At 64.8% G+C, this 26,512-nt stretch carries 23 protein-coding genes and 4 pseudogenes; 19 read left to right on the forward strand and 8 right to left on the reverse strand.

Annotated elements, in window-relative coordinates; genetic code table 11:
• Positions 1–60: 60 nt before the first annotated feature.
• Entirely contained in the window at positions 61–2,646 is a 2,586-nt protein-coding gene (locus NWF22_RS04720; RefSeq protein ID WP_160901363.1) for a helix-turn-helix transcriptional regulator, read from the reverse strand.
• A gap of 590 nt (positions 2,647–3,236) precedes the next feature.
• On the opposite strand from NWF22_RS04720, the gene NWF22_RS04725 reads away from it, so the two are divergent.
• The 4 genes from NWF22_RS04725 (at position 3,237) to NWF22_RS04740 (ending at position 4,705) form a co-directional block, all read left to right on the forward strand.
• Positions 3,237–3,692 (forward strand): helix-turn-helix domain-containing protein, encoded by a 456-nt coding sequence (locus tag NWF22_RS04725; protein WP_160900405.1) that lies wholly within the window; start codon positions 3,237–3,239, stop codon positions 3,690–3,692.
• Between the two features lie 5 nt (positions 3,693–3,697).
• Positions 3,698–3,955, forward strand: a complete 258-nt coding sequence (locus NWF22_RS04730; protein WP_258321323.1) for a PIN domain-containing protein — start codon at positions 3,698–3,700, stop codon at positions 3,953–3,955.
• Between the two features lie 223 nt (positions 3,956–4,178).
• Positions 4,179–4,406, forward strand: coding sequence for a ribbon-helix-helix protein, CopG family (locus tag NWF22_RS04735; protein WP_160900404.1), 228 nt, complete (start codon positions 4,179–4,181; stop codon positions 4,404–4,406).
• A complete protein-coding gene (locus NWF22_RS04740) occupies positions 4,403–4,705 on the forward strand; it encodes a toxin (RefSeq protein WP_160900403.1) in 303 nt (100 codons plus the stop codon). The genes NWF22_RS04735 and NWF22_RS04740 overlap by 4 nt, the downstream gene beginning before the upstream one ends.
• 132 nt (positions 4,706–4,837) lie before the next feature.
• Here NWF22_RS04740 and NWF22_RS04745 read toward each other — a convergent pair whose 3' ends face one another.
• Positions 4,838–5,626 (reverse strand): alpha/beta fold hydrolase, encoded by a 789-nt coding sequence (locus NWF22_RS04745; protein WP_160900402.1) that lies wholly within the window; start codon positions 5,624–5,626, stop codon positions 4,838–4,840.
• A gap of 113 nt (positions 5,627–5,739) precedes the next feature.
• On the opposite strand from NWF22_RS04745, the gene NWF22_RS04750 reads away from it, so the two are divergent.
• Together NWF22_RS04750 and NWF22_RS04755 are read left to right on the forward strand one after the other, a co-directional pair.
• Positions 5,740–7,251: an HD domain-containing phosphohydrolase gene (locus NWF22_RS04750; RefSeq protein WP_160900401.1), complete on the forward strand. Its 1,512-nt coding sequence runs from the start codon at positions 5,740–5,742 to the stop codon at positions 7,249–7,251.
• Positions 7,252–7,318: 67 nt separating this feature from the next.
• Complete coding sequence (locus NWF22_RS04755; protein ID WP_160900400.1) at positions 7,319–8,143, forward strand: alpha/beta fold hydrolase; 825 nt, start codon at positions 7,319–7,321, stop codon at positions 8,141–8,143.
• Here the strand turns inward: NWF22_RS04755 and NWF22_RS04760 are convergent.
• The 3 genes and pseudogenes from NWF22_RS04760 to NWF22_RS04770 all read right to left on the reverse strand — a co-directional run.
• Positions 8,071–9,636, reverse strand: a complete 1,566-nt coding sequence (locus NWF22_RS04760; RefSeq protein WP_160900399.1) for a hypothetical protein — start codon at positions 9,634–9,636, stop codon at positions 8,071–8,073. The genes NWF22_RS04755 and NWF22_RS04760 overlap by 73 nt on opposite strands.
• A gap of 197 nt (positions 9,637–9,833) precedes the next feature.
• The gene (locus NWF22_RS04765; protein WP_160900398.1) at positions 9,834–11,333 is read right to left on the reverse strand and encodes an ArnT family glycosyltransferase; all 1,500 of its coding nucleotides are present in this window, start codon (positions 11,331–11,333) and stop codon (positions 9,834–9,836) included.
• A gap of 62 nt (positions 11,334–11,395) precedes the next feature.
• Positions 11,396–11,806, reverse strand: a pseudogene (locus NWF22_RS04770) (LysR substrate-binding domain-containing protein); the annotation flags it as partial.
• 283 nt (positions 11,807–12,089) lie between these two features.
• Here NWF22_RS04770 and NWF22_RS04775 point away from each other — a divergent pair.
• The 3 genes and pseudogenes from NWF22_RS04775 to NWF22_RS04785 all read left to right on the forward strand — a co-directional run.
• Positions 12,090–12,452, forward strand: coding sequence for a hypothetical protein (locus tag NWF22_RS04775; protein WP_160900397.1), 363 nt, complete (start codon positions 12,090–12,092; stop codon positions 12,450–12,452).
• A complete protein-coding gene (locus tag NWF22_RS04780; protein ID WP_160900396.1) occupies positions 12,453–12,785 on the forward strand; it encodes a hypothetical protein in 333 nt (110 codons plus the stop codon).
• A gap of 310 nt (positions 12,786–13,095) precedes the next feature.
• Positions 13,096–13,534 (forward strand): annotated as a pseudogene (locus NWF22_RS04785) (IS1380 family transposase); the annotation flags it as partial.
• 267 nt (positions 13,535–13,801) lie between these two features.
• Here the strand turns inward: NWF22_RS04785 and ltrA are convergent.
• Both ltrA and NWF22_RS04795 read right to left on the reverse strand, forming a co-directional pair.
• Entirely contained in the window at positions 13,802–15,241 is a 1,440-nt protein-coding gene (ltrA, locus tag NWF22_RS04790) for a group II intron reverse transcriptase/maturase (RefSeq protein ID WP_160900395.1), read from the reverse strand.
• A gap of 539 nt (positions 15,242–15,780) precedes the next feature.
• Positions 15,781–16,604: pseudogene (locus NWF22_RS04795) on the reverse strand (transposase).
• Positions 16,605–16,760: 156 nt separating this feature from the next.
• On the opposite strand from NWF22_RS04795, the pseudogene NWF22_RS04800 reads away from it, so the two are divergent.
• The 9 genes and pseudogenes from NWF22_RS04800 to NWF22_RS04840 form a co-directional block, all read left to right on the forward strand.
• Positions 16,761–17,321, forward strand: a pseudogene (locus NWF22_RS04800) (transposase); the annotation flags it as partial.
• A 523-nt stretch (positions 17,322–17,844) separates the two neighbouring features.
• A complete protein-coding gene (locus NWF22_RS04805; RefSeq protein ID WP_160900394.1) occupies positions 17,845–18,561 on the forward strand; it encodes a vWA domain-containing protein in 717 nt (238 codons plus the stop codon).
• Positions 18,562–18,665: 104 nt separating this feature from the next.
• Positions 18,666–19,439 (forward strand): protein phosphatase 2C domain-containing protein, encoded by a 774-nt coding sequence (locus tag NWF22_RS04810; RefSeq protein ID WP_160900393.1) that lies wholly within the window; start codon positions 18,666–18,668, stop codon positions 19,437–19,439.
• Between the two features lie 74 nt (positions 19,440–19,513).
• The gene (locus tag NWF22_RS04815; RefSeq protein ID WP_160900392.1) at positions 19,514–20,059 is read left to right on the forward strand and encodes a hypothetical protein; all 546 of its coding nucleotides are present in this window, start codon (positions 19,514–19,516) and stop codon (positions 20,057–20,059) included.
• On the forward strand, positions 20,056–21,609 hold the full coding sequence (locus tag NWF22_RS04820; RefSeq protein ID WP_160900391.1) for a DUF4407 domain-containing protein: 1,554 nt from the start codon (positions 20,056–20,058) through the stop codon (positions 21,607–21,609). The genes NWF22_RS04815 and NWF22_RS04820 overlap by 4 nt, the downstream gene beginning before the upstream one ends.
• 13 nt (positions 21,610–21,622) lie before the next feature.
• Entirely contained in the window at positions 21,623–22,225 is a 603-nt protein-coding gene (locus NWF22_RS04825; protein WP_160900390.1) for a hypothetical protein, read from the forward strand.
• Complete coding sequence (locus tag NWF22_RS04830) at positions 22,222–23,670, forward strand: hypothetical protein (RefSeq protein WP_160900389.1); 1,449 nt, start codon at positions 22,222–22,224, stop codon at positions 23,668–23,670. The genes NWF22_RS04825 and NWF22_RS04830 overlap by 4 nt, the downstream gene beginning before the upstream one ends.
• 55 nt (positions 23,671–23,725) lie before the next feature.
• Positions 23,726–23,845, forward strand: a complete 120-nt coding sequence (locus NWF22_RS04835; protein ID WP_233750856.1) for a hydrogenase maturation nickel metallochaperone HypA — start codon at positions 23,726–23,728, stop codon at positions 23,843–23,845.
• A 212-nt stretch (positions 23,846–24,057) separates the two neighbouring features.
• The gene (locus tag NWF22_RS04840; protein WP_160900388.1) at positions 24,058–24,345 is read left to right on the forward strand and encodes a hypothetical protein; all 288 of its coding nucleotides are present in this window, start codon (positions 24,058–24,060) and stop codon (positions 24,343–24,345) included.
• 108 nt (positions 24,346–24,453) lie between these two features.
• Here NWF22_RS04840 and NWF22_RS04845 read toward each other — a convergent pair whose 3' ends face one another.
• Positions 24,454–25,653 carry a toll/interleukin-1 receptor domain-containing protein gene (locus NWF22_RS04845; protein WP_160900387.1) on the reverse strand — a complete coding sequence of 400 codons (1,200 nt, stop codon included), beginning with the start codon at positions 25,651–25,653 and terminating at the stop codon, positions 24,454–24,456.
• 485 nt (positions 25,654–26,138) lie between these two features.
• Here NWF22_RS04845 and NWF22_RS04850 point away from each other — a divergent pair, with 485 nt between their 5' ends.
• The gene (locus NWF22_RS04850; RefSeq protein ID WP_160900386.1) at positions 26,139–26,492 is read left to right on the forward strand and encodes a hypothetical protein; all 354 of its coding nucleotides are present in this window, start codon (positions 26,139–26,141) and stop codon (positions 26,490–26,492) included.
• The last annotated feature ends 20 nt before the right edge of the window (positions 26,493–26,512 follow it).

A 26,512-nucleotide genomic window follows, 5' to 3' on the forward strand; every position in this document is an offset into this window, starting at 1 on the left:
AGCCGGACGACCCACAAGGGAATCGTCGTCGCGGTCCGGGAGGGCGAGCTCAGTAGCGTGTCACTGCAATCCGGTGCGTCGGCGGCGCCGCAGCAGAGCGGCGAGCTCGTCGCGCGTGGTGGTTCCGGTCTTCGACATCGCCCGGTACACATGGCTTTCGACGGTGCGCACCGACAGGAACAGCCGCGCGGCGACCTCCCGGTTGGTCAACCCCGCACCGATCAGCATCACGATCTCACGTTCACGGTCGGTCAGCGGGAGATCCTCCGACGCCTGACGCGCCGCCGGCGTGCACGCCCCGCCACACTGCTCGGCCAGGCCGTCGGCGCGGGTCGAGGCTGCCAACGCCGATCCCCGTTTGCCGTCACGGCGAAACACGAGCGCGGCGTGTGCGGCGGCGTCGAGGGCGGCGACGAGATCACCCATCTCCTCGAACTGGGTGGACACCGCGAGCAGGTCCGTGCCCTCGGCGTCGTGCAGGGCCGCGGCGAACCGAGCCGCCAGCCCCACGCGCGGACCCTCCACCACCGATTCCAGGGCGCGCAGCCTCGATGTGCTGGTGGTGTCCCCGAATTGGGTGGCGATCTGCCGGCACTGCACTTCGTCAGCGAACCGTCCTGCCGCGCAGGCACGTTCGGCCGCCGACAACACGATGCCGATCGCCTCGCTGACCGCCCCCTCGCCGGCGGCCACCCATGCGCGCGCGATGGCTTGCTCGTGGTCCAGTGACCGAAACGCTCTGCGCACCTCGCGGTGCGCGGCGAGTGCGGCGGCCGCCTGCGGCGTCTGCCCGCGCAGGGCGAGTGCGGTGATGTGCGCAATCCGGTAGCGGTAGCCCCAGCCCTGCGCATGCGCCACCGACAGACCGTCGGCCGCGGTCTGCAGCAACAAGCACGCCACGTCGAGGCGGCCCGCCCCTAGTGCCGCCCGACCCGCCACGGCGGCACCGAGGAGCTGCGCGGCGCCGGGCAGATCGGCGGCCTGCGCGCGGACGCGTTCGGCGACGTCGACGGCACGTTGGGTCTCCCCGGCCAACAGCAGTGCGCTGACCTCGGCGTCGGCGATGTTGAACCTCATCTGCGGGGCGTCGAGACCCCGGGTCGCGGCGGCGCATCCGACGTCGGCCACCGACACCGCGTCGGCGGTACGGCCGGCATCCGCGGCGATCTGCGCCAGCGCCCACGACACTTCCGTCCCGGCGACCGGGAGGTCCTCCGGTACCAGATCGTGTGCAGCGGCCACCGCCTCCTCCGGCTGATCCATCGCGAACCAGTACACCGTGCGGAAGGCATCGATGTAGTCGTGTGCGTCCGTGGCGATGGTGCCCGCCGCGTCGTCGATGAGTTCCTTCGCCCGTTCCGGGTTCGACAGCGCCCACAACATGTTGCTCGACCGCAGGAACGCGCACCGGGCACGGTCCCGCTCGCAGAGGTCGGCGGCGCTCATCGCGGCCAACACGTCCTCGGCGTCCTGCCCGCGCCCCAGCCACGACAACGCATGTCCCCGCACCAGATTCGAGTGGGCTCCCGCGCCCGCGAGGTCGGCGGCCTGCGCGAGCCGATCCGCCAGCGGCAGATCCGCGAGCCACACCGCGCCGTAGGCGGCCCGCAACAGCAGATCGGCGTCGGCCGGCAGATCCGAATCGAGACCCAACGTGGCCCGCCGCACCACCACCCGCAGGTCGTCGCGGTCGTCGGAGGTGGCGAGCTCGGACGCCACGAGGCCCCGCAGCCGCCGCAGCCGCGTGCGGGCCGCGCGGTCGCGGCGCACCTGCCCGTAGAGCGGATGCGCCACACGCACCTCGATTCCGGCGCCCGCCGGCTCGAGCATGATCAGACCCCGCGTCTCGGCCTCCTCGACGGCGGCAGGGTCGGTGATGCGGGTCAGGGCGGCCAGCTCGATCGGTTCGCCGACCGCGACCACATCGACCACATCGCCGACCGATTCGGGCAGCGTCCCGATCCGCGATTCGATCAGGCCGACCAGGCTCGGCGGCAGACTCGGCTCCCCGGTCCACCGCCAGAACCCGTCACGCCGCACCATCGCCCCGGCGGCGACCTCGTGTTCGACGATGTTGCGCAGGTACAGCACATTGCCGCCGGTCAGCTGCCACAACCGGCGGGTGACGTCGGCGTCCAGCGGCCCGGTCAGCGCGGCCGACAGCAGCTCGCGGGTGTCGTCGCAGGTCAGGGGTGCGACGTCGAGCCGGTCGCAGTGCTCGGCCTTCCATGCCTCCTGGATCGCGGCGGGGATCGGCGTGTCGTCGCGGGCGGTGAGGACCACTTTCGCCGCGCCACGGGCGACGATCTGGTGCACCACGAATGCCGACAGGTCGTCGAGCAGGTGGACGTCGTCGACACCCACCACCACGGGGCCGGTCGCCGAGCTCCGGGTGGTGAGCGCGTCGATGACTCCTCGGAGCAGTGCGACGGTCTCGGAGGTCCCCGCAGGTACCCAGGTGCTGCATGCGCCGAGCGGGATGTCGCGGGCCGCCGAGGTGCCCGCCACCCAGCGCGTCTCGCGGCCCGTCGCGGACACCGCCGCCAAGGCCTCCCGGGCGATCCGGCTCTTGCCCACCCCCTCCGGCCCGCAGATGAGGATGCCGCCATCGTCCGAAGCCGACAGCGCGGCTTCGACGATTCGCATCTCCTTCGTGCGGCCGACCAGCGGCCACGACAAGCGCACAGGACAAGGGTAGGGGTGAGGGATGCAGGCCAGGTCGTACTACGAGAAAGATGTGGCCTGGAGGTGGTGTTCGTTCTCGAACACGTATAGGACCGGTGGCCACCCCGGTACGCGTCAACGTGGCGCACATCCACCTGCGAGTCCGATCGACAGTGCCTGCCATGCGTTCTTTCGCCGCGACCAGTGCGCAGCACCCTTCCTTCGCAGCAGACAAGATGCAGGTCAGGAGTCAATGCAGTGGTCACACACTGAGTGGTTCACCCTGCGCATCAGCGATGATTCATTTCACGGAAGGTGGCGACTCATCCCCGCCGACCTGCTAACGGGGAAGGAGGTGACTCAGATGTCCTCAGTCATCGATATGTTCAGTGCCGCTGTCTTGGTTGTGGGTGGCCTCGCAGCGTTCCTGGCTATCGTAATCGGCGCGATGTTTCTGTGACGGTCTGGTGGCGTCGAGGGCTGGATAGCTGCGTTTCAGAACATTCGCGGCGGCGATCGGATACAGATAACCAATAGTGAATTTTCGCTTTTTTCGATTTACACTGTGGACTATGACCACCCTGCTGGAGCAGACAGTTCTTCCCGACACCGACGGCGGCGACGTGCAGCAACTCGACGCACTCCTTGCCGTACTCACCGCCGACCACTCGGTGATTGTGAGCGCTGGCGAGAGTTCTGCGCAGCTGCCCGAGGAGTTGCGACAGATCCTGACAACAGTGCTGTCCAACCTCATTCAGGGCACCGCAGTGACTGTTGAGCCGCACCGCACGCTGCTGACGACGCAAGAGGCCGCCGATATTCTCGGAATCACCCGGCCCACCCTCGTGCGGCTGCTGACCGACAACGAGATCCCCTACACCACTCCCGGTCGACATCGCCGCGTGCAGCTCACCGACGTCCTGGCCTATCAACAACGCACGCGCACCCAACGCGCTGAGGCCCTCGCCGAACTCGCTGCCCCTGACCCCCGACCGACCGAGACCGACGGCTTCATCGCCACGCGCTGACACTCGTGGCCGCAACCTTCCGCGTCGTGCTCGACGCCTGCGTGATGCTGCCGCAGAATCTCAACAACCTGCTGCTCGCCCTTGCCGAGCACGACATGTTCACACCGGTGTGGACGCCGCAACTCCTCGACGAAGTCCACCGCAACGTCACCGGCACACGCGCGGTGACCGCCGAGCAGGCCGATCATCGCATCACCCAAATGCGTCGCGCGTTCGTTCCCTCATGCCGCCGACCACAGCGCCGGCTACCTCCGCCTCGTTGACGCAATGACCAATCCCCCCAAGGACCGACACGTCCTGGCCGCCGCGGTCGCCTCCGGCGCTGCACTGAGCCTCCGGATGGGCAGTGCACAGCGTCACCCGGGCCGACCTGGGGCTTGCCGGCTGAACCGGCGAACGTACCTCCGAACTCGCCTGAGCCGAACACGTCACCGACCGAGATGACAGATGGCCATATACTCGTCCTACTGTTGGTACTATGCCGATATGGCCAAGGATAAGGTGTCCATCACTCTCGACAGTGCGGTCTTGGCCACTGCCGACGCCGACGCGAAGGCAGCGGGTCTGAATCGGTCTGAGCTGATCGAACGCGCGTTGCGACATGAACATCTTCGGATTGCTCTCACGAATTACACGACGCACACAGTTCCGGCACTGAACATCGACGACTACGCCGACATGATCCATCAGGCAAACAAGGCTGCCGGCTTGTGATCGCTCCCGGTGACATCGCGCCTCGCCGCGACACCGATAGCACGATATACGTTGTGGTGCTGTCGAATTCGATCCATATCGCGGCGGATACCGGACGTATCATCGTGTGCCCCTACATTCCCGGACCGATCCCCGAAGGCACGATGGCCATGGTCGTCGCCGTCGGAGAACCCGAGGGTGTGGCACTTCCCGAACTGGTGCAATGGCTTCCGGTCACAGCCCTCGACGACCCGATCGGAAATATCGGCGCCGAGGCATTGCGCCAGGCCGTGGGACTGATGACTGCGTTGATCACGTAGCCTGTTGCCGGCTCGACCGACGCGCCAGAGTGAGAACACCGTCACCCGCGCCGACCTCGGACTCGCTGGCTCAGTTCCGAACCGAGAACCGAGTTTCCAGCCTCGCGCCGACGTCAGTGATCTTGGCCGGCACTACGAATGCCGGTGCAGGAAATCAGCGATATCGCGCGCCACCCACTGTGTCCGTTCGAGCAGGACTAGGTGCCCGGTGTCCGGGTACACCGTCATTTCGCTGCCGTCGATCGCCCGGTGCAGCAGGTCCGCATCAGACCGCGGGAGCAGCGCGTCGTCGGCACCCCACATGATCAGCGTCGGGGCGTCGATGGTGCCATCATCGGTCGGCGCCGTCGCGTCGAGGAGCGCCTGGTACGTCACACGCCAGACGTGCGCCGGGATCGTCGTCGCCGCAACATTGCTGCGCTGCATTGTTTCCCACGGAATGGGCTGCACCGTCGGAATGTCTCCGACCAGGGCGTCGACCTTCTCCACGGTGATCGGATCGCCGAGACCCCGCAATGCCTCACCGAACGGATCACCGATCCCACGCAGCGAGCGCGGAGCACCGACGAGGAGGAGACCGGCGATCCGGTCGGGGTGGTCGACGGCCACTCGCTGCGCCAGATAGCCGCCACTCGAGGCGCCCACCAACCAGGCCCGGTCGATGCCGAGTGCATCGAGCAGTCCCCGGATGTCGTCGGCTGCGTCCGCGAACTCGTAACCACTGCTCGGTTTGTCGCTGTCGCCGACACCACGCTGATCGGGCACTACCAACCGCAGATTGCTCGGGAGCAGCGGCAGCAGATCCGAGAAGATCTCATGCGTCTCACCCCAGGCATGCAGGAGCACGACGGGGATCTGGCCGTCACGGTCTGCGACCGCCAGATGAACACCGGTGTCGAGGGCGACACGTCGCACCTCCATACAGTGACTGTAGTCCCGTCGCCCGTGCAGTCACGAGCGGTTCAATGCGTGACGGGCGATTGGCCGCTGGTGGACGCTGTTGTCGGCGAGGCCGACACGCCAGAGTGAGAACAATGAGGGCACGCCTCGCCGACCTGCTGGTCGGGCTGTCCCGCTTTGCCGACCTGGGCTTCGGCCTCGACGGCGGTACGGCGGCAACCTCGGGTGTGCTGGCGGCGCGGCTGGCGCGGGAGCTGAATCTCGAGTCGTCCGAGGCCAGCGCATGCTTCTACGTGGCTCTGCTGACCCACGTCGGGTGCGTGGGGTACGCGAGCGAGACGGCTCGGCTGTTCGGCGACGAACTCGCCGCGAACGCGGCGGCGGCCCACGCCGACCATGCGTCGGTCACCGACACCGTCGCCACCTTCGTGCCGATGCTCGCGCGCGGTCGTTCGCCGATCACCCGCGTTCGGGTGGCGCTGAGGCTGCTCACCCGAGGCTCTTCGTGGGGTGAGGCGTACACGACGGCCGCGTGCGAGGTGGGTCGTGACGCCGCCCGGCGGATGCAGCTGCCTGAGACGGTGCAGACCGGGATGCTGCACGTCTACGACGAGTGGCGCCACGGCGGCGACGACATCCCGATCTCGGCCCGGGTAGCGCGTCTGGCGGGCATCGCGGCGGTGTTCTCCGCCGACGGGTCACCAGCGTCTGGCGCCCTGAGACGGCGCGCGGGCGGGATGCTCGACCCGATGCTGGTCGAGGCCTTCGTGCGTGCCGGACTCGCCGTCGAACCAGACGCCGACCTCCGTGACACAGTCCTCGACGCGGAGCCCGATCCGGTGGTGTGGACGGACGATCTCGTCTGCGTGGCAGAGGTTTTCGCCGATCTCGCCGATCTGAAATCGCCGTCCTTCCTCGGTCACTCACGGGCCGTCGCGGCGCTCTCGCTGAGCGCAGCCTCCCGGGCGGGACTGTCGGCAGCCGATCGTCGCGACCTGCACCTCGCCGGGTTGCTGCACGACGTGGGCCGGGTGGCGATCTCGAGTGCGGTGTGGGAGAAGCAGACTCCACTCATCACCGATGAGATCGAGCAGGTGCGGCTGCATCCGTACTACTCCGAACGCATCGTCGCCGGCTCCGCCGAACTCACCCACCTCGCACCGCTGGTGGGCCGCCACCACGAGCGCCTCGACGGGACCGGCTATCCGCACGGCTGCACCGCCGTCGACCTCACCATGCCGATGCGGATTCTGGCCGCGGCCGATGCGTACCAGACGCTGCGCGAGCCGCGGCCGCACCGACCTGCCCTGCCACCGTCCGCCGCCGAGCGGGCCGTACTGGATCGCGCCGCAGCAGGGGCGCTGGATCTCGACGCCGTGCGCGCTGTCGTCGGCGGCGATGTCGCCATCCCGACGCGCGCGGTGCCCGTACCCGCCGGTCTGACCGCCCGCGAGATCGAGGTGCTCCGTCTCGTCGCGCACGGCTGCAGCAACGCCGAGATCGGGGCGCGCCTGGTGATCTCCCGACGCACCGCCGAACATCACGTCCAGCACATCTACACCAAGATCGGGGTGTCGAGCCGTGCGGCGGCCACACTGTTCGCCGTCGAGAACCAACTGCTGACGTCGAGCGGCGCAGATGGGTAGGTCTACCGATGTGCGCGCCGCCCCGGCGCCGGATTCTGGAATCACCCCCAGAGGAGAGGTGAGTCCGATGACCACTCAGATCGACGAAGTGACCACTCTGTCCGTGATGTCCGCCGATGGCACTCCGATCGGCGCGCATGTCTCCGGTTCGGGCCGGCCGCTGGTGCTGCTGCACGGCGCATCGTCGGACAGTTCTGCTTGGCGTATGGCGGCGGCATGGCTGCAACCGCATGTTCGGGTGGTGCGCGTCGACCGCCGTGGCCGCGGCCTCAGCGGCGATCGCAGCGAGTACACGATCGACGCGGAGTACGACGATGCGGTCGCGGTGGTCGACGCGGCCGCGCAGGCCTATGGCGGACCGGTCGACCTGCTGGGCCACTCGCATGGCGGCAACGTCGCATTCGGGGCCGCTTTGCGTACCAAGAACATTCGACGACTGGTGCTCTATGAGGGTTGGCCGCCACCCAATCCCGAGCATCGCCGATTCCCCGCGGACCTGTACACGACGCTGGAAGAACTCGCGACCACACGTCCCGCCGACATGCTGCGGGTGTTCCTGCGCGACTGCGCCGGACTCAGCGCGGACGAACTCGCACAACTCGAGGCCGCCCCGTCCTGGCCGGCGCGGGTGGCCACCGCGCCGACCGTGCCCCGTGAGGTCCGCGCATTCGGCCACTGCGACTTCGATCCGGGCACGGCCGCAGCCATTTCCGTGCCGACGATGCTGCTCGTGGGTTCAGCGAGCACCGATGAGGTCAAGGCCGACCCCGAGATCGTCGCGGCAGCGATGCCCGACGCCCGGATTCACGTGCTCGACGGTCAGACACATATGGCGCATCTGGCGGCGCCCGAAGAGTTCGCCACGGCGGTGGTGGAGTTCCTGCGGGATTGAGCGTGCCCCGTCGACGAGAGAACCCACCGCGGCCGCCTGACCACCGGTGTCAGGCGCCGGATTCCGGTGGCGCACTCAGCCCGGCGTCCTCGTGGAACCGCCGCAGTTCCTCGGCGACCCGGCCGCCGACCCACCCGTTCCCGCTCGTCGGCTCCCTGGGGATGCACCTGCTCCAACATCTCGGTCACCAAGCGCCGCAACGCGGTCCGGTCGAGGTGATCGGCCTCGCGCAGTGCCGGTTCGACGCGGTCCTTGAGCTTCTCCGGCATCAGCTGAGTCAGTTGCCGCTGATGGTTGGTGCGATCGGGTTCCCGTTCCGCCGGTGCCGGTTCCGGTTGTCCCCACGGCCCGGGGTGCAGGTAGCGTCCCTTCTCCTCGGCGGGTTTGTCGTCTTCGACGACGAGCCGGTTGGCGGCCGCCCACGGGTCCTTGCGGGTTCCGGTGACCTGCCAGCACACCTTCACCTTGGGCCTTTCGGTCTTGATGGTGAACTCGTTGTCGGTGACCTCGCGCGCCACGATCGCCTGCGCGAACTCGCCGATGACGGTCAGCTGGTAGCGGACATCCTGGTTGAGGGCGTCGAAGTAGTCCGGCAGCCGGACGCCGGCCTCGCCGTTCTCGTCGGTGCTGACGGTGCCGCTGTACACATTCAGCATGTCGGGACTCTCGACGAACGAGTGCCGCAGGACCTTGTTGGTCGGGTCGGTCGGGTGGTCGATCTCGAAACCGCCACCGGCTTTGGCGAGGAAGCCGGTGACGCGGACGTGGCCGAGGAACACCCCGGCGAATCCGGATGGGTTCTCGCCGACGATGCCGCCGGCGGCCGGGTCACGCGAGGTGGACACGCCGCGCACCCCGCCGCCGCGGCCCTGGCCACGCACCCCGAAGCCGGTGTAGCTGTGGCCTTCGACGCCGTCGCCGAGGACGCTTTCGCCGAAGACACCGGAGCCCGGGTCCTGCGAGAAGTGCAGGCCGAAGGTGCCGTAGCCCGACCCGGTGGTGACCCCGACGACACCGCTGTTCGATTGGCTCTTGCCGCGCACGCCGACCCCGTTGCTGCCGCGCCCCTCGACCCCGATCGAGGTGGAGCCGCCGAAGCTCTCCCCCTGCACCCCGAACGTGGCGCCACTGCCGCGCACGCCGCCACCGCGCACACTCGACCCACGCACACCGGTGGCGCTGCCGACGAAGCCGGTCACCCCGTTGCCGCCGGCGGTGCTGGAACCGAAGACCCCCGACGACGATCCGACATCCTGCTGGAAGGTGACGCCGAGTACGCCGGACCCGAACTGGCTGCGGCCGAACACCCCAAGCGTGTCGACGCCGTGCCCTTCGACGGCAGCAGTGCCCGTCGGCGCGTTCTGCACTCCGGACGGGAGAACGCCACTGGTACCCAAAACTCCTGCCCCGGTGTCGGAGTCGCCCCACACACCGCAGGGCCCGGTGGGCGTCTGCCCACTGTTCGCCGGTTCGAACCCTTCTACGCGAGCCACGAGATCCTCCTCGATCGGCCGTGCGTCACTTCTTCGTTAGGCGTTCAAAACTCTTGCGTGCAAACCTCTTTGCGCTGTTCGCTGTTGCGAATCAGATCCTTGTTCCAGGGTGGCACCGACACCGGCGGGTGTGAAGTAGGGCGATCGGTGTACGTCGCTCGGCGTGTTCGGGCTGCCCTGCACCGTACGGTCGTCGGTCAGCCGTCGACCCGCTGCCAGATCTGCCACTGCGACGCACCGAAGCTGTTCTCGTAGGGCCATTCCTCGACGAGTTCGTAGCGGTCCGACGCGTCGAGCATCTCGGCGAGTCGCAGGTCGAGGTCCGCGGTCGGGCCGTAGCGCAGCACGACGGCATCGAAGTAGCCGTCACCGATCGCCGCCGCGTACGCGGGCAGCCCGGTCAGGGTGGCGCCCTGCGGATCGGAGTACTCGAAGTAGGAGGTCCCGATCCACTGGTAGGGCTCGGTGACATCGCGCAGGTAATAACGCGGCACCTCGTGTTCCTCGACCAGGTAGCGTCCCGAGTCCGGCCGGACCATCGCGCGCAACGTCGAGACGACCTCTGCGCTGTCGGGCCACTCATGAAACTTGTGGGCCGACTGCGCCATCCCGGTCCACACCAGCCCGATGCAGAGTGCGGCCACTACCCCGACCCGCCACCACGAGCGGGTGCGCAGCAGACTGATCAGCGCCACGCCCGCCAGCGGCGCCGCGAACCACAGCCCGAAACCCACGTGCTTGTGCAGCGACTGCGTGGTCTGCGTGAGGATCTGGTTGACCGGTGCCGCCACTCCGGCCGCCAGCAGCACCCCCGCCAGCAGGATGCGCAGCCGTCGCGGGGTGGTGTCGAGCGGGATCGGTGAGGTCGTGCGGCAGTATCTGATCGCCCCCGCAGCGGCGATCAGCAGCGCGAGGCCCACATAGGCTGCGGCATCCGACGCCACGTCCCACCGGGTGTCGCCGCCCGGATCGCGATGCAGGGTGGTGGAGTAGATCCCGTCCCACAGGTGCGGCGCCGCGGCCAGAAACGCCCCCGACAGCACGGCGACCAGACCGGTCACCGCCGCCGCGTGAATGAGAGCCGCGCGGCGGCCACGGTCGCGGGCCACCGCGATGGCCGACACCGCGATCACCGCCGGCACATAGAGCACCAAGGCGTACTTCGTGAAGATCGCCAGCACCAGGACAGGCGGCATGAACACCAGCGCAGGGATCGTCGAGGTGGACCATCGCACCCCGATCCACACGGCGAGCGCCACCAGCAGCAGCGCAGCCGCGTCATAGGTGGCCAGGCGACCGGTCACCAGGGTCGGTTCGGCCACCGCGAACACGAACGCGGCGCCGACCGCCACAGCGGGATCGAACAAGCGGCGGGCGACCAGGTAGAGCAGCACGGTACTCGCCAGCGCACACATCAGCGACAACGCCCGCGCGGCCTCGAGGCCCCCGACGCCGTCGGCCAGCGCTGCGGCCACCGGATACAGGAACGGCGCACCGGAGAAGTAGCTCGGGTAGTCGTCGTAGGTCGGTGTGCCGTGCAGCCACAGCGCCAGCACCCGATGTCCGGCGAACACATAGGTCGCCTCGTCCTGGAATGCCGAGTTCGACAGCCGCACCGTCAGGACGGCCTGCACTACCAGGACACCCGCCAGGACTGCACCGGTCACTCGGCCGGCGCCCTCCGCTGCTCGCTGCATCGTCGGCCATTGAATCACCCGGGTCGGCTGCGCGGCGCCACCGGCAGCTCACCCTCGCGCGGTCACCGACGCTTGGGACGTCCTCGCCGAGCACTCTTGCCAGGGACCTTCCCGGCCGCTTCGCGTGCCGCCCGCTTGGCCGCCGCCTTCTCCCGGGCCGACCGTTTCGGCACCTCGTCGGTACGGCCCCGCGACGACGTCGCCTTGCGGCCACGCACGATGCCGACGAACTCATCGGCGAGATCGGTGGTCGGCTGCGGCCACAGCAGCCCCACCGTCGAGGTCGGAGCGTCGGTCACCGGACGATGCACCAGATCCTTGCGGTGATGCAGCCGCGCCAACGACTGCGGCACCAACAGCACCCCGATCCCGGCGGCGACGAGTTCGATGGCGTCGCCGGTGGTCTCCGGTCGATGGCTCACGGCCGACCCCGGACGCTCGGGCACCGTCAACGGTTCGTCGGACGGCCACAGCACTAGATCGATTCTGTATCGGGAACGGTCACGCAGCGGCGTCGACGGGTCCGGTCGGAGAGGGCTGAGGACCGAAACGCAGTCTATCGAGGCGATGGTTCGACACCTGCGAGTGCCGCCTCCGAAGGAGCCCAAACCGGTTGCCTCGATAGATCGAGGTTGGCGGAGGTAACGGTGGTAACCGACGGCCTTGTTTTGTCACCCAATTGGAGTAATTCCGGGTTGTGCTCGAGGACTTGCAGCGAACTACCGATAGGGTGCTACTAAAGCGAAGGGAATTGCCATGTTTGAATCGATCGAAGCGTATCGAGAAAGCGAAATATCTGAACTCAATGACCTGATTAAAATTGGCGTCGAGAGTGACCACGCAATCGCCAAGAACTATCCGGACATGATTCGGCGCCTGCGTCTCCTCAACCATTTCTCTCGCGATCTATCCGGTCTAGTCGAACACGTGCAGGGAATTGCGAATCGAAACGCTGTTGCCGACTGGGCTCGCGCGGCGGGGAGCTCGACGATGTCAGAATTACCCTGGTCTAAGGTCTCGGATGCATGTTCGGAAATTCTCGCGGAACCGCCTATCTACAAACGTGACTGGACCTTGGGGCCGGTTGTGCGCAATTTCGAGGGAGCGCTCGATACATAGATGGACATTGGCACAGTAGTGTCCAATTTCTACTTCGAGAACGAAGACACAGTAGATGCGGGTAAATTACTCTACGGGGCGACCGTTATATTTCGAGTCGCTGCCGAGTCCAAATTCGAAGCCGGCCAGTGGCCACAGGGGACCCGTCTCGTCGACATGACCAATGCGCTGATGAGTAGAGAAGACTTCGAACTTGAGATGCTGCCTCGCTCGCTCACCTACTATGGTGATGTCGGGCTTGCAGTCATCGCGTCGTTGGGAGCCGATGACGACGCCATGCGCCGTGCGCTCGAGAACTCGGCCCAAGACGGATATTTTGCGCTGGATAATTGACCGGCATTCGAGCCACGTTCACACACGGTGACCACACCCAGAGGACTTTCAGTGTGTTGTGCCGTGAATGGAACATGAAGTGCAGGCCTGAGTTGGACCTCCTTCTCAGCCTCGATCCACCGATTCGTATGCGGTCTGGCGGTGTCGGGTAGACGAAATGCCCTGTCTGGGTGACAGTATGGGACTTGTCTAAGGTTCCGCACTCATAACACAGAAGGGCATCTCGTAGTCGCGGTTGTCGCACAGTCATCCGGTCAGGTCTGCATCCTGCGATGATCCAAATTTGGGTGCGGTCGGGCTGCTACCGGTGATGCGGTTGGCCGAGCGGGTTGGGCTCTCGGAACTGGCTGGTGAGCGTCTGACGGCGCCGACCGACAAGGGCGCCAACCCAGACCGGAAGGTGTTTTCGTCTGGTCGCCGGGATGGTGGCCGGTGCCGACAGTATCGATGACATGAACCTGTTGCGGCATGGGGCGATGGGGCGGGTGTTCGACCATCCGTATGCCCCGTCAACGTTGGGATCGTTCCTGCGCGAGTTCCGGTTCGGGCATGTCCGCCAGATGGATGCGATCGCGACCCGACTGTTGGCCGGTCTGGCGGCCCGCACGCCGGTGCTGGCCGGGGTCGACGGGCCGGTGATGGTCGACATCGACGACTCGATCATCGAAGTACATGGTCCGGCCAAACAAGGTGCCGGGTTCGGCTACACCCGGGTGCGCGGGTTGAACTCGGCGATCACCACCCTCACCTGCCCTGAGTTGGACCTCCTGACAGATTTTTCGGCGCTCGGTGGATCATCAGTGCTGGTCAGCGGATTTCCGACTTTGGATTTCGAGCACTAAATCGGCTCTTCCTGATTCAGAGTGCGTCCAGGTGTTCTGCGAGTTGTCCGGAGTGGATCAGTGACCGGTGAGCGTCGGTCCCGGGCGTAGTGTCGTGATTGCTCACGGGCTATTTCCCGGGACCGCGCTCCCGAACCGGACGTGCGACTTTCACCGCATCCGGCTCTCCGTAGATCACGCTGTGGCGGCGTGTGAGGTGGTGTCCCAAGGGGACGGGATCTTCGTGCCGCGGTAGTGGTAGCGCTGGATGCGTACCGATCCCGGGTCGAAGAGCCGGACCCCGTTGTTTTCCATCCAGTGCGTCCGGTTGAATCTCCAGAACAGTGCCCGGCGCGCGGTGCGTGGGTACTTGTTCCGGAGCCAGCCCCACACTCGCCACCACAGGTAGTACCTGAGCTGGCCGAATGCCTTGCTGGCCGAACTGTGACGGAAATACTGTGTCCACCCGCGGATCATGGGGCTCAGTCGCCTGAACAGCTGTTCCGGGGGATCGTGGGTGATCTGTTTGGTGGCGTCTTTGAGTTTCCGCCGGATCGAAATCAGCGACTTCTTCGACGGATACACGTAAACGTACCTCCGGGTGCTTCCTCGCTGGGTATGCCGCTGGATGTGGAATCCCAGGAAGTCGAAGCCCTCGTTGATGTGAACGACCTTGGTCTTCTCCGGGGATAGACGCAACCCCATCGGAGCCAGGAGGTCACTGACACTGGTCCACAACGCGTCCGCATGGTCCCGCGTTCCGAACACCATGATCACGAAGTCGTCGGCGTACCGCACCAGTCGGTACGTCGCTCCTCCGCGTTGCCGATGTCGGAAACGGGCGGTCGCGTTGGTGTGTGCCGCCCACCAGTCCTCGATGTGGTCGTCGAGGACGGAGAGGGCTATGTTGGCCAGCAGCGGCGAGAGAATCCCGCCCTGCGGAGTGCCGGTGTGGGTATACCGCGTCACCTGACCTTCGCCGAGAATCCCCGCTTTCAGGAATTTCTTGATGAGGGCCAGGATCCGTCGATCGACGATCCGATCACGCACCTTGTCGAGCAGGGCGCTGTGATCGATCTCGTCGAAGCACGCGGTGATATCGGCTTCGAACACCCACTCATAACCGCGGCTGGTGTGGTACCAGATATCCGCGATTGCGTCCTGAGCGCGACGTTTTGGCCGGAAACCATAACTCGATGCCGAAAAGTCGGCCTCGAAGATCGGTTCCAACACCAGTTTCAAGCAAGCCTGCACAACCCGGTCCGCGATCGTGGGAATACCCAGACCGCGTTTCTTGCCACCGGGTTTGGGAATCATGACCTGCCGCACGGGTACCGGGCGAAACTCCCGCGCCTTGATTTGAGCACGTAGATCTTCCAGAAACCCGATCACACCCTGGCTGGATGCCTCGATCGAGCGCACGCTGCGACGGTCGATGCCCGCGGTACGGGCTCCCTTGTTCTCACTCACCCGTCTCCACGCCTCGGCGAGGAAACACGGGTCGGCCACGAGGTTGTACAAATCCTCAAACCGACGACCAGAATCGGCCGCCGCCCATCGATGCAACTTCGTCTGCATCCTCAGTACCCGCTGACTAGCCGTGTACGGCTTCTCCAGCGCGGCACCGATATTCATCGGTGCATCTCCTGCCATTACAATCCTCCGTTGCCGATCTACTGCGGTCCTTCCCCATGTGGCCGGCTTTCCCGGCCCCGGAGTACTACGACCGCTCCGTCCCCGCCCGTGGCTATCGGTGGACAGCGCACCTACCCGTCACCACCGCTGGGCGCGGTGTCTGTTCGGGAACAACCGGCGGGTTCCCATGTTCACGATGCTTCCGATTGACGAGGGAGGCGCCCAGCTTTACCCCGATGGCCCCAGCAGGTACGCCACAGACTTTCCCTGCTGGCTACCGCCGAACGCTGGATGCGTCCGGCGGCGGACGTGACGACATCTTGATTCCGTCATGCGCACCACGATCCCAACCGATATCCGCCAGGTTTCAGTTGGTGCCACTTAACGAGGCGTCAAACACTGGTTCCTCACGTACACCTTCTCGTCTCGCTAGCCGGACCCCGCACCATCTGGCAGTGCTGATACGTCCCGGCATTGTCAGGGCCGCTTCCACCCCACCCGCTACACTTCCTCTGCGAGCGGAGCTGCCCTCAGCTTTCTCAGGCCGCTGCGACGACCCGAAATCGGTGGTCTCTCACCTCCGATCGGAAGTACCGCGCCTCATGGCGCACCAAGATGTAGTGGTTGAGGTTGCGGAATCCGAGCGCGATCCCGCGGAGGTGTTCGAGGCGGCCGTTGATCGCTTCCACCGGTCCGTTGGAGGCGCCGGTGTCGAAGCAGGCCAGGATCTCGGCACGTCGCGCCCACAATGATCGGCCGAGTTGCGCCAACTCGGCCAGACCGGCCGGCAGGCCGGTGTGGATGCGTTTGAGCAGCTTGTACATCGCGATCTTGCCGTCGCGGCGGTTGTCCTGGTCGTAGGCGTCGATGAGCTCCTGGTAGATCGTGTAGGTCATCGATACGGCCAGGTGCTCGTCATGCGCGTCGAGACCGGCCTTGTTCCAGCCGAGCCCGACCGAGGCGGCCACGGCCTTCACGCTCATCTTGTCGCAGATCATCCGCCGCATGATCCAGGTAGCGGTGCGTAGGGTGACCTGCGACCGCGGCGCCACGATCGCACTCACATCCGCACGAAAGATCGAGGTCGAGCAGTCGGTGGCGGTGCACGTGTAGCGCCCGTGTAGCGCGGGATCTTCAGGTGCAGCCGGGTCGGATGCCCGACGATCGGCAGATCAGCGACCTCACGGTCCACGTGATCACGCAGCCGGCCCGACTGGCCGCAGCCCGGGCAGGCGTCCTTCGGTGCCAGGACCTGGCAGAACAGGTGCGTACAGTCCTCGGCATCCACCGCGGCGTCGGTGATCGACACCCCCAACTCGATGGTGCGGCAAATCGTGTCGGCAATCGCGCTACGCTGCGTCATGGGTCCTGTCTGGTGTGCTGGTGGTTGTGTAGGAGCTTTCACCCTTACACCGCAGGACCCACCTACATCTCCAGGCACACCGCCCACATCACGCGATCTTCCTCACCCCACATCTTGTGGTCGATAGAACCTGTTCCACGCACCGTCAATCGGGAAGAGCCCATTTACGACGCCGACACCGAGCAATGGGTCTCGCGTGCCGAGGTCGCCGAGATCGACTTCACTGCGTTCACCTCCAAAGCCACAGCCCTGCAGATCCCCGGACGGCTGGTCCTACGCCGCATCCCCGACCTCCAGCCGCAGGGCAACGGCCTGTTCCAGGTGTGGCGGTTTCATGCGTTCTTCACCACCAGCGACCTCGACACCGTGAGCGCCGACAAAACCCACCGCGGACACGCGATCATCGAGCAGGTCCACGCCGACCTCAAAGCCTCCGCACTGGCCCCTCTGCCGTCGGGGACGTTCAACGCCAACGCCGCCGCCTGGCTGGTGTGTGCAGTGATCGCGTTCAACCTCACCCGCGCCGCCGCCTGCCTCAGCGGCACACGCCTGGCCAAAGCCACCACACCCACCATCAGACGAACCCTTATCTGTATCCCAGCCCGTATCGCGTCCTCCGCCCGACGCATCAGCCTGCACCTACCGGCCAGGTGGCCATGGGAACACGAATGGAACCTGTTGTTCAACAACATGATCGGCCGACGACAGCCAGCCTGACCCCTAACCGCCCCGGCCCACCAACCCCGAACCCGAAATCCAGTGAAACACGCCGAAATCAGAGATCGGCGACTCAACCACGCCCACCACCCGATTCAACGACGTCAACACAATTCACGACACCCGACACCAGACCTGGTGAACCGGGCTGTCGCCAGAAAGAATGAATCTAAGCGCTGTGGTCAGCCACGTGAATCAGCCAAAGATAGGCTGAAGACTCCGATCCAAACGAAAGGTGCAGACGTGGCTCCGAAATGCCCCCACTGCAACGTGGGAATGTCCCTCTACGCGAAGGTTCAAAAGGCTGACGGGCCGTACGGTCGATACCGCTGTCCCACCCAGCATTGTCCTCGCTGCAACGGTCGCTGCACCGAGGCCCGCGGTCAGACAATCAGCTGATCGTCTGACCGCGTGGCCGCGCCGGGACGCGTCTTCACTCACCGATGATCGGCCGCCAAGGACCGATCGCCGGCGCGGGCCCGACCCCACCAGAGTCACCCCTCTACCCACGGAGCACTCAGTCATGGTTCAACAACTGAACACCTGCCCCTTTTACCTGGTCTTCGACGTCTCCTGGTCCATGAAGACGGTCATGCCCGCCCTCAATGACTGCCTGCGCACATTGAAGAACGAAATCTGCGCGGACCCGCTGCTCGCTGACGTCGCCCGCGTCTCGCTTATCACCTTTTCCGACAAGGCCAACGTCAAGATTCCGATGACGAATCTCGTCTACGACAACACTATTGGTGAGGCCGATTTCCTCAGCTGCGAAGGCGGAACCTCCTTCGCGGCAGCATTCACCGCGCTCAAGAATCAGATCGAGGCAGACGTCCAGGCAATCAAGGCGGAGAAGCCTAACGACAGCGTTCAACGCCCACTGGTGTTTTTCGTGACCGACGGCGATCCCCTCTCCGACAGCGAGGCCGCTTGGAGGGCGGCGTTCGACGCCCTCACCTCGGCACCGATATACCCGAACATCGTCCCGCTGGGATTTGGCGATGTTCTCGAAGAGAACCTGGCAAGCATCGTATGGCCCAAGAAGCGCAGCGAGACATTCTACTTCATTGCTAAAAACGGAGTTGGAACCCCTGAGGCGATGAAGGCGATCGGCCAGGTCGTGGCACAATCGGTCGTGAGTACCGGCTCCAGTGTCCGCGATGGTGCGCCTGAGGTCATAATCGATGATGCCGGCACCCAAGGAGCCCTCAAGAAGGGCTTCGTTGCGGACACGGTGGCATGACCGTCGCCGGCGACACGCCGCCCGAGTCGCCTCCTGAACCGTTCGTGGTAGGCGATCCTGGCCGAGCCTATCGAGAAGTCAACGGCGGCAAACCCTTTTCTTGTGTGTCCGTACCCGACACCGTGTGCGACGCCTTCGACTTCTCAGGATGGCACGTGCGCGCGGCTTCGGTCCGCGGTCTGGCACACCGCCACTACTCGACGGCGCGCCAGGACCACTACGAGGTTGGGTTCTGCCCGGACGCCGACCGGCTCGTCGCAGTCGTCTGCGACGGGGTGGGAAGTCTCGATCATTCCCACATCGCAGCATCCGTAGTCTCACGAAAACTTCTGCGACAGACCCTCGACACGACAGCGACGCCCGTCACCGCCGACGAGTGGACCCCCATGTTCGAGCGAGCGGCAGGCGCCGTCCGCAAGGCGCGATGGAATCGTTTCGGGCAGAACGAATCACTGATGGCGACGACCGCGACGATCGCTGTTGTCGAGGGCGTCAGTCGGCCGGGGCCGTGGACATTTACTCTGTGCGGGCTCGGCGACTCGTCGATCTGGTCTCGGGTCGGCGGACCAACTCCCGCGTGGCGGCTGCTTGTCGGCGGCAAGGACGCTTCCAACGACGCGCTCATCTCATCGAACCACACCCGATCTGTCCCGGACGGACCCATGATCCTCACCGTCGAACAGGCGACGGTGGAACCCGGTGCGACCGTGGTGGTCTGCTCCGACGGTGTCGGTGATCTGCTCGACGACGAGGTCGGGAACAGGCTTGCCCTCGAATGGGCCGATCCGCCCCGGGCAGTCAACTTCGCCGCACAGGTAGGTGTGGGTCGGATGACGTTCACCGACGACCGAACGGCTGTGGCCCTCTGGACGCCGTGATTGCCCACACTGGCTACTGGCGGGAGAACTGGGTCTTACTCGGCCAGTACGCCCGCAGGAGCCTTCACGACCCCGTGTCGGCGTTCATCATGACGCTCGCGGCACTGCCAACCCTGTCCACAACCGCTCTCGGACAAGCCTATTCAAGTGCCCTGTCGGGATTCGGACTACTTGTGGGGCTGGCGATTTATCCGACTGTACTGCGCTTGATAGATCGCACTGTCACCGAGTTGGGTGAACCACACGTCGCCCGGCGCGACGTTGTCGAGCACTATCTGACGTGGGCAGCCATCGGCTTCGCCTTGTCGGTGCCAATCACCCTAGGCATGCTCTCCAACGATCTCGAGGCCATGGCCGTCTCCGCGGTGGTCGCGGACTCTGCGGACTCTTTCACCGAAGCAGGCCATCCGTCGTATTCGGTCTGTTCGCCGCTGAAACTGTACCTCGGATACCCCTTGTCGAAGCCGTGCTACAACGCTGTCGGCTATCTCCACCTCTGGCAGATAAAGCCGGCACTGCCCATCATGATCTCCCTTGTCGGCCTATGCATCGGCCTGCCACTGCAGCTCCTCGCCCAAATCCGCGCATCGTCACAACCCAAACCCGGAGTGCCCGAATGACCACCGATCGATCCTCGCGTCCGGTCGCGTACTTCTTCGCCCAGGTCGGCGGCGCGCGCCGCGACGTGCTCGAACGAATGCCGGGGCAGCTTCCGCGTCAAGCGGCGATGGGGGCCGTCATCATGACGACCGCCGTGTTCGCCGCGGTCTCGGCCACCTATGCGCTCCTCATTGCCGATGTTACAGACGTGCTCCTCTTCGCCATTGTGTTCGGAATCGCTTGGGGCATAGCAATCCTGAACCTCGACCGGATGCTGGTCATGGGCATGGGTAAAGAGCGCAACCCCAAGCGACTCATTATGCTCGCGATTCCCCGGGTCTTCCTGGCACTCGTCATAGGGGTTGTGATCTCGACCCCGTTGATGCTCAAGATCTTCGAGCCGGAGGTTGATGCTCAACTCCAGAAGAACATCCTCACGCAGCAGGAGGAGCTCCGCAGCCAGCTCCAAGGGTCGACGACGGCAAGTGACCTCGCGGCGGCGAAGGGGACCCTGAGCGAACTTCGGGCGACCATCAACGCGGGGCCAACGACCGATCCGGCGGCCAATAGCGAGGTCAAGGCCATCCAGAGTGAGATCGACGCCCTCGCGAAGACAGCTTCCACACAAAAGTCCGACTACGAGAAGGCCCGCGCCGCAGCCCTGGCAGAAGAAGATGGCACGGGCGGAACGGGCGTGGCGGGCTGTGCCGCGGCGTGCGTCGCGAAACAGCGAGTAGCCAATGAAGCACAGGCCCGCTGGGATGCCACCACACAGCAGATCGCAGCCAAGGAGGCGAAGAAGCAGCAGACCATCAATGCCCTGCGACCGCAGCTTCTCGAGGAGAGCAAGCAGGCCATCGCCGACGCCCAGAGAGACCTTCCGCATGTCCAGCAGACGGTCAACGACCTCCAGCAGAAGGTCGACGCCGCGAACGGCACCAGCCACGAGGTCGCACTCAACAACACCGGACTGATCGCTCGACTCCAAGCACTGTCCGATGTGACCGCCTCCGACGGCACCACGCGGATGGCACGCCTCGCAGTGGCCGCACTGTTCATCTGTCTCGAGTTACTGCCGGTGATCTTCAAAGTGCTGACCAACCTCGGCAAGCCGACCGCTTATGACAATGCTATCGACCAAATCGACGACATCGAGACCGACCAAGCGCTTGCCGACTGGCACCGTACCCAGGCCGAAACCCAACGGGTCAAGGACGAGGAGGCGGAGGAACTCGACCACGCCCGGGAGAAGAGAAATATCCGACGGCAGGTGGAGGTCGCTGCGGAACAGGACCAGGCCCAGCACCACGAACAGACACTCCGACTGGTGAACAAGGAAGTCGCAGAGCACCAGCGCGAGGTGGTAAGCGAAGCGTTAGCAGAGTGGCGCGACGCCGCCCGCGCCGCTGCCGGAGTTCGAATGAACGCTTGGCGTCAGAACGTCGTCGGAAACGGGCCCGCGCCTAAACATGTCCATGACCCGACCGGCCAGCCGATGCCTGCCAACGGCACCACCCCACCCGGACCGACGGTGACCGTCACCAGCCTTCCGGACCCCGGAACAATTTAAGGAGCCGTAGAACATGTTGCTCACCAACACGATCGACGACACTCTATCCGGTCCGTCGCGAACCGAACTGGTCCTTGCTGTTTCATCAGGTGTTCGTGAGATCGCCCGCGAACTCGTCGGCCACCTGGCAAACGCCGTGTTCATGTCCCCGTGGCTCAACGACCAGCTGCGGCTAGTCCTGCTGGACGAAAGCGGGAAACTGCTGTTCGACAGCCACTCCCTTCCGTTCACAGACCTCGTTCAGATAGACGACGTCCTCGACGGAAACCGCGCCTTCAACGCCTGGGCGAGCGCACCGCCGCGGATCTCTGCGGCCATGACCATCGTCCTCGACACCCCCTCACAGCCAATGTCACCGCACGAGTTCGCCCATTGGCCAACGCTGCTGTGGGTGATGTCCGATATGGAGGGCATCGAGCCGGATGCCGCCGCAGCAGCATGGCACGCAGATGGCGCGGTCATCGATAGGAGCGGATCGTCGACTCAGATACTCGGCGCGATCGACTGGTTTATCAGCGACATTGTCGAAGCCGGAGTGGGAAGCGAGATGCGGGACTGGGATGTTCGGCAATGGATCGCCGAGTGCACCCGATCGCTGCGAGATGATGCTGCGTGACCGTCCAGCGCGACGCACTCGACGTCGAAACATATCTCGCAAAAGGAGGATTCGGCGCCGTCTATAAGGTCACCACGCCCAGCGGCCTCATTACCAGCGCTTCCTGCGCGTTCAAAGAGTGGAAGCCAACCAAGTTGGACCAGGTAGTCATCGATAACGTCGCGGTGCTAATCGACTACCAGCGGAGGATGGACGCCGCGGATCGGCAACTTCTCGACGACCTCACCACGTGGCCCCTCGACACGGTGACCGAGCCCGGCGGCGGTGTCGTCGGGTACCTTATGCGAATCGTCCCCGACGACTTCTTCGAAAATGACATTATTCAGATCCCCCACAACATCAGCAAACCGAGAAGCTTCACAGATCTGACTGATCCAGAAGTGGCTGAGCGCTCCGGCGTCGTCGATATCGTCGCCAAGGATGACCTGGTGGAGCGAATTCGCATGTGCGCCTGGATGTGTCGAATATTCGCCCTGCTGCACCGGCACAACATCACATATGGGGACATCAACGAGAAGAACGTGCTGTACTCCTCGAAACACGATCCGCCGGTGATGCTCGTCGACATCGACCCGGCACGAGTCGAAGGCAGGTCCCCACAGTTCACGCAGGCGAACCTGGCCCACATGGTGGCACCGGAGAACACCGGGAAGAACCACACGTCCCGACAGGATGAGCTGACCGACCGCTACAAGATTGCTCGGTTGTGCGCTCAGATCCTTATTTCATCACGATCCCTCGACCCGCAGTTCCGCGCCCTTCGGCCGGTGTCGGACCGGGAGGGTTTCGAGTTATTCGAGCGGGGGCTCCGCGGCCCCCGAGCAGACCGTCCCAGCGCCGCGGAATGGTACGGCTACTTCTACCGACGGATTGCTGCGCTGACGCGACCGCCCGAGGTCCATGCATTCACCGTCGAGCCAGAGGCGGTGCAGAACGGCGCGACGGTCACTGTGCGATGGCATGTGGCCGGCCATGATTCGCTGGTGGTGATCGCCCCCGACGGCCAGCAGTATCACACTGATTCGGCAGCGAATGAGTGGCTCACCGTAAACCCCGGATCTTCGGGAAGCTTCCGCGTCATCGCGAGGAACCGTTATGGAAGCGTCGAGTCGCACAGCGTCGACGTGTATCTGTACGAGCCGCCGACTATCGAAATGGTCACGGTGCCCGCCGGCCCAGCAGCCTCGTCGTTTCCCACGCTCGATCTCGCGACCCTGGCAGACGCACTCGCCGGCAGTTCCGCGCCCGACACAGTCCGCAACTTCCTCGCCGATGGGTCGGCGATTCCGCTGGCTCTGCCGTTCCAGTCCTACGACGAGGCACTGACCATGCCTGGAGTCTCCGGGATGCTCACTAGTCCGGACTTCTCCGTGGCCTTCGGGCCTGATCTGAACCGGAAGGCCGCCGAACTGGCAGCCCAGGCCTTGGCCGCCAACCCGCCATGACACCCGGCGCGGGACCGGTATGACCCTTGCAAGCCCCCAACACGAGGAGAAGATAGTGTTCCACACCCCCCAGTCCGCGCTGAAGGCCATGTACATCTGCCGCGGTTGCGGCGCCGAGGTCGCATACCCGGACCGCTACACCAAGTGCCCGGTGTGCGGAATCAAGTGGGGCTGACAACCCGGCCACACCGCCACCGCAGAGGCGCACATTTTCAGATGAGGCAACGACTACCCCTACGCGCGCATTTTCGATGAGTCAACGCGCACCCTTGTCCGCCTGGTCAATCAGGTCTATAATTCAGATTTCCCCAAGTCCGACTCTGGGCCAACTCTCTGACGCCTCGCAGGTGAGGTGTGTCTGAAGAACAACTGCAGAGAGGACTGTTGATGAACAGCGTTGGGGCTCACCGACCGATCAGCCGGCGCGGCGCGCTCAGCCCGATCATGGCTGCACGATTGAGTCAGGATCTCGTCCGGGTCACCTCCGACGTCCACGCTCGGCGGATCAAGGAGTGGGCGGCCACAGACCACGGGCCGTACCCGAGCGTGGAGGAGTCGCGGATGGCTGCCGAAGCCGAACTCGCACAGCTGGTACGGGCTCTCGGGTCGATCGCCGAGATCGAGCCGGGAAGATTCGACGCGGATGTCGCCGCTGCGACTCGGCTGGTGCGTTAGCGCCAAGCGCCCGGTCCTGGGAACTCAGGACCGGGCGCGGCCAATCCCCTGCAAATCATCGGCGCGTAGTGCAACCGATCCGTCTCTCCGACGCATCAGCGCACCGAATCAGGCATCACGAAGCCGGATTGTCACGTCGAGGTGGACCTCGCCCCGGTCGGTGAGTCGTTCGACAAGCGTGGAGAGCGATTCCGCGGTTCCGACTGACAACGAGGGGCCGGCTGTGTGAGGTCCGGCGGTCTCGGCGTCTCGCCGGCGAGGCTCAGAGCGCGCCCGGTGGACGCGATCGACCACGCGTGCCGCGAAGTCATCGATCCTGTGCATGTCAGCTTCCCGAACGTCAACGTATTGCACAAGCCGCATATACGAGGGCAGTTGGGCGGACCGAAGGAATGCGGGCACCAGGACGCCTCCCTCTTCGCGATGTCTCATCCAGCCTATGTGCAGTTCTTCGATGCACACCTTCGACGACAGGTAATCGGGCGAGTAGAGACAAACCACGAACCGAGAGTCATCGATTGCTTTGTAGATGGACTGTTGCCAGGATGATCCCGACTGAAGCTCTGAGCGGTCAAGGTAGAGCCGGATGGATGGATCAAGCGTCCGCACGTGATCTACGAAGCGATCGGTGACGTCGCTGTCGACGCGTGAGTAGCTGACGAAGAGGTCGTGCTGGAAGGCGCTGATCCCGCGAGAGCCGCTCGCCAGGGGCGAAGGCACTTCCGACGCGAGCGACTTTGCCTTCGAACGGAATTGCTCGAGCAGCTCGTGTTGCGTTTCCTCGGGCATCGCGGAGTAGAGCACGATCTTGATCGGATCGAGGTTTACGCCGGCGGACAGCCAGTGCACCGATGCATCCAGGATCGCTCGCAGCATTCGCGGCGCGGATTCTCGCTGACTGCCGGCGGCAAGCAGGGGCATCGCGATACTGCGGATCCAGGGCTCGTCGGTGGTGAACGGAACAAGGCTGCGGAAGAGGTCACCGACGACCTGCGCGGGTGCATCCATGCCCCGGTAGAGCGGCTCGAAACAGATGACGTACCGGAAGCCGAGGTCGTCTCTCATGACCGGCCGCGACAGCCAGCAACTCGACGTCGTTCGGAGGTCGATGTGCTTGTCGCGGGCAAGCTTGCCGACGGACAGCCCACGCTGGTCGAGGGCGCGGATCAGAGTTCCTGGCGTCGGCCCGTAGCTGTCGGGAAACGCCGATACGATCAATGCATCAACCCCCTCGCCGTCCGGGATCTGCGCGAGGTCACCGGAGAACAGTTGGATACGGCGTTCACCGTCAGGGTGGTGCACGATCATCTGGTCGAGGAGTCGCATACGGGAGAGTATCGCGCGGTTCGACCCGCGACCAGTACTACTCGAGGCTCTCGAACCAATACCAACGGAAGAGATCCTCGATGCCGACATAGGGACCGACGCCTGTGCATCGTGCGAACATCGCTCGATGGTGCACAAAGGGAAGTTGATTTGGAGCACGGGCGGCATTTTCGAGTTTGGTCGATTTCGCAACTGGGACGTGTTCGGGCAATGCGGGCGAGTTGATCAGCGAAGGCTCAAAGCTCGCACCGGCGGAGATGACCAGTCGGACCGATAGACGCCGTCATGATGTTCTGTCGGTGCGATTGAAACGGCACTTCTCTTCAGGCACGACCGTTGCTCGACCGATCGGACGACCTGATTGCTCCGTGCGTACGAACGGAGCAATCATCGCGCGGCGGCCCGAGTCTTCAGCTTAGGATCGACTTGCCCGTTGTCTATTTAACGCACAAGGCAGGTTCCGTTACATGACATCCGATGACGAGATGGCCGCTGTCAACCGGGTCCGGTTCAGATTGGAAGCGCTCGTCCTCGGACGCAGCCCGGATCCCGGCGGTCCTCTCGGCGACCAGTATGTGGTCGGCCGATCCGCCGCCGGCGCGCCCTACGGCCATCAAGCAGGTGCTGTCTACAACACGCGATCGACCGGCACCGTGATGACCGCAGGAATGTGCCCTGCCGGAATACGCCAGCTCCAGTTGAGTTTCACTGGGTCAACGACCAGCCAAGATGATCCGGTGAACATACATATCGCCATGCAGGGCGACTGCCCCTCGATATTGCTCAAACGCGACGGCAAGGTCCGTCGGATTCCGATGTGATGCAGCCCGGAACAGACAGA

The sequence above is a fragment of the Gordonia mangrovi genome (assembly GCF_024734075.1).
GTDB lineage: Bacteria > Actinomycetota > Actinomycetes > Mycobacteriales > Mycobacteriaceae > Gordonia > Gordonia mangrovi.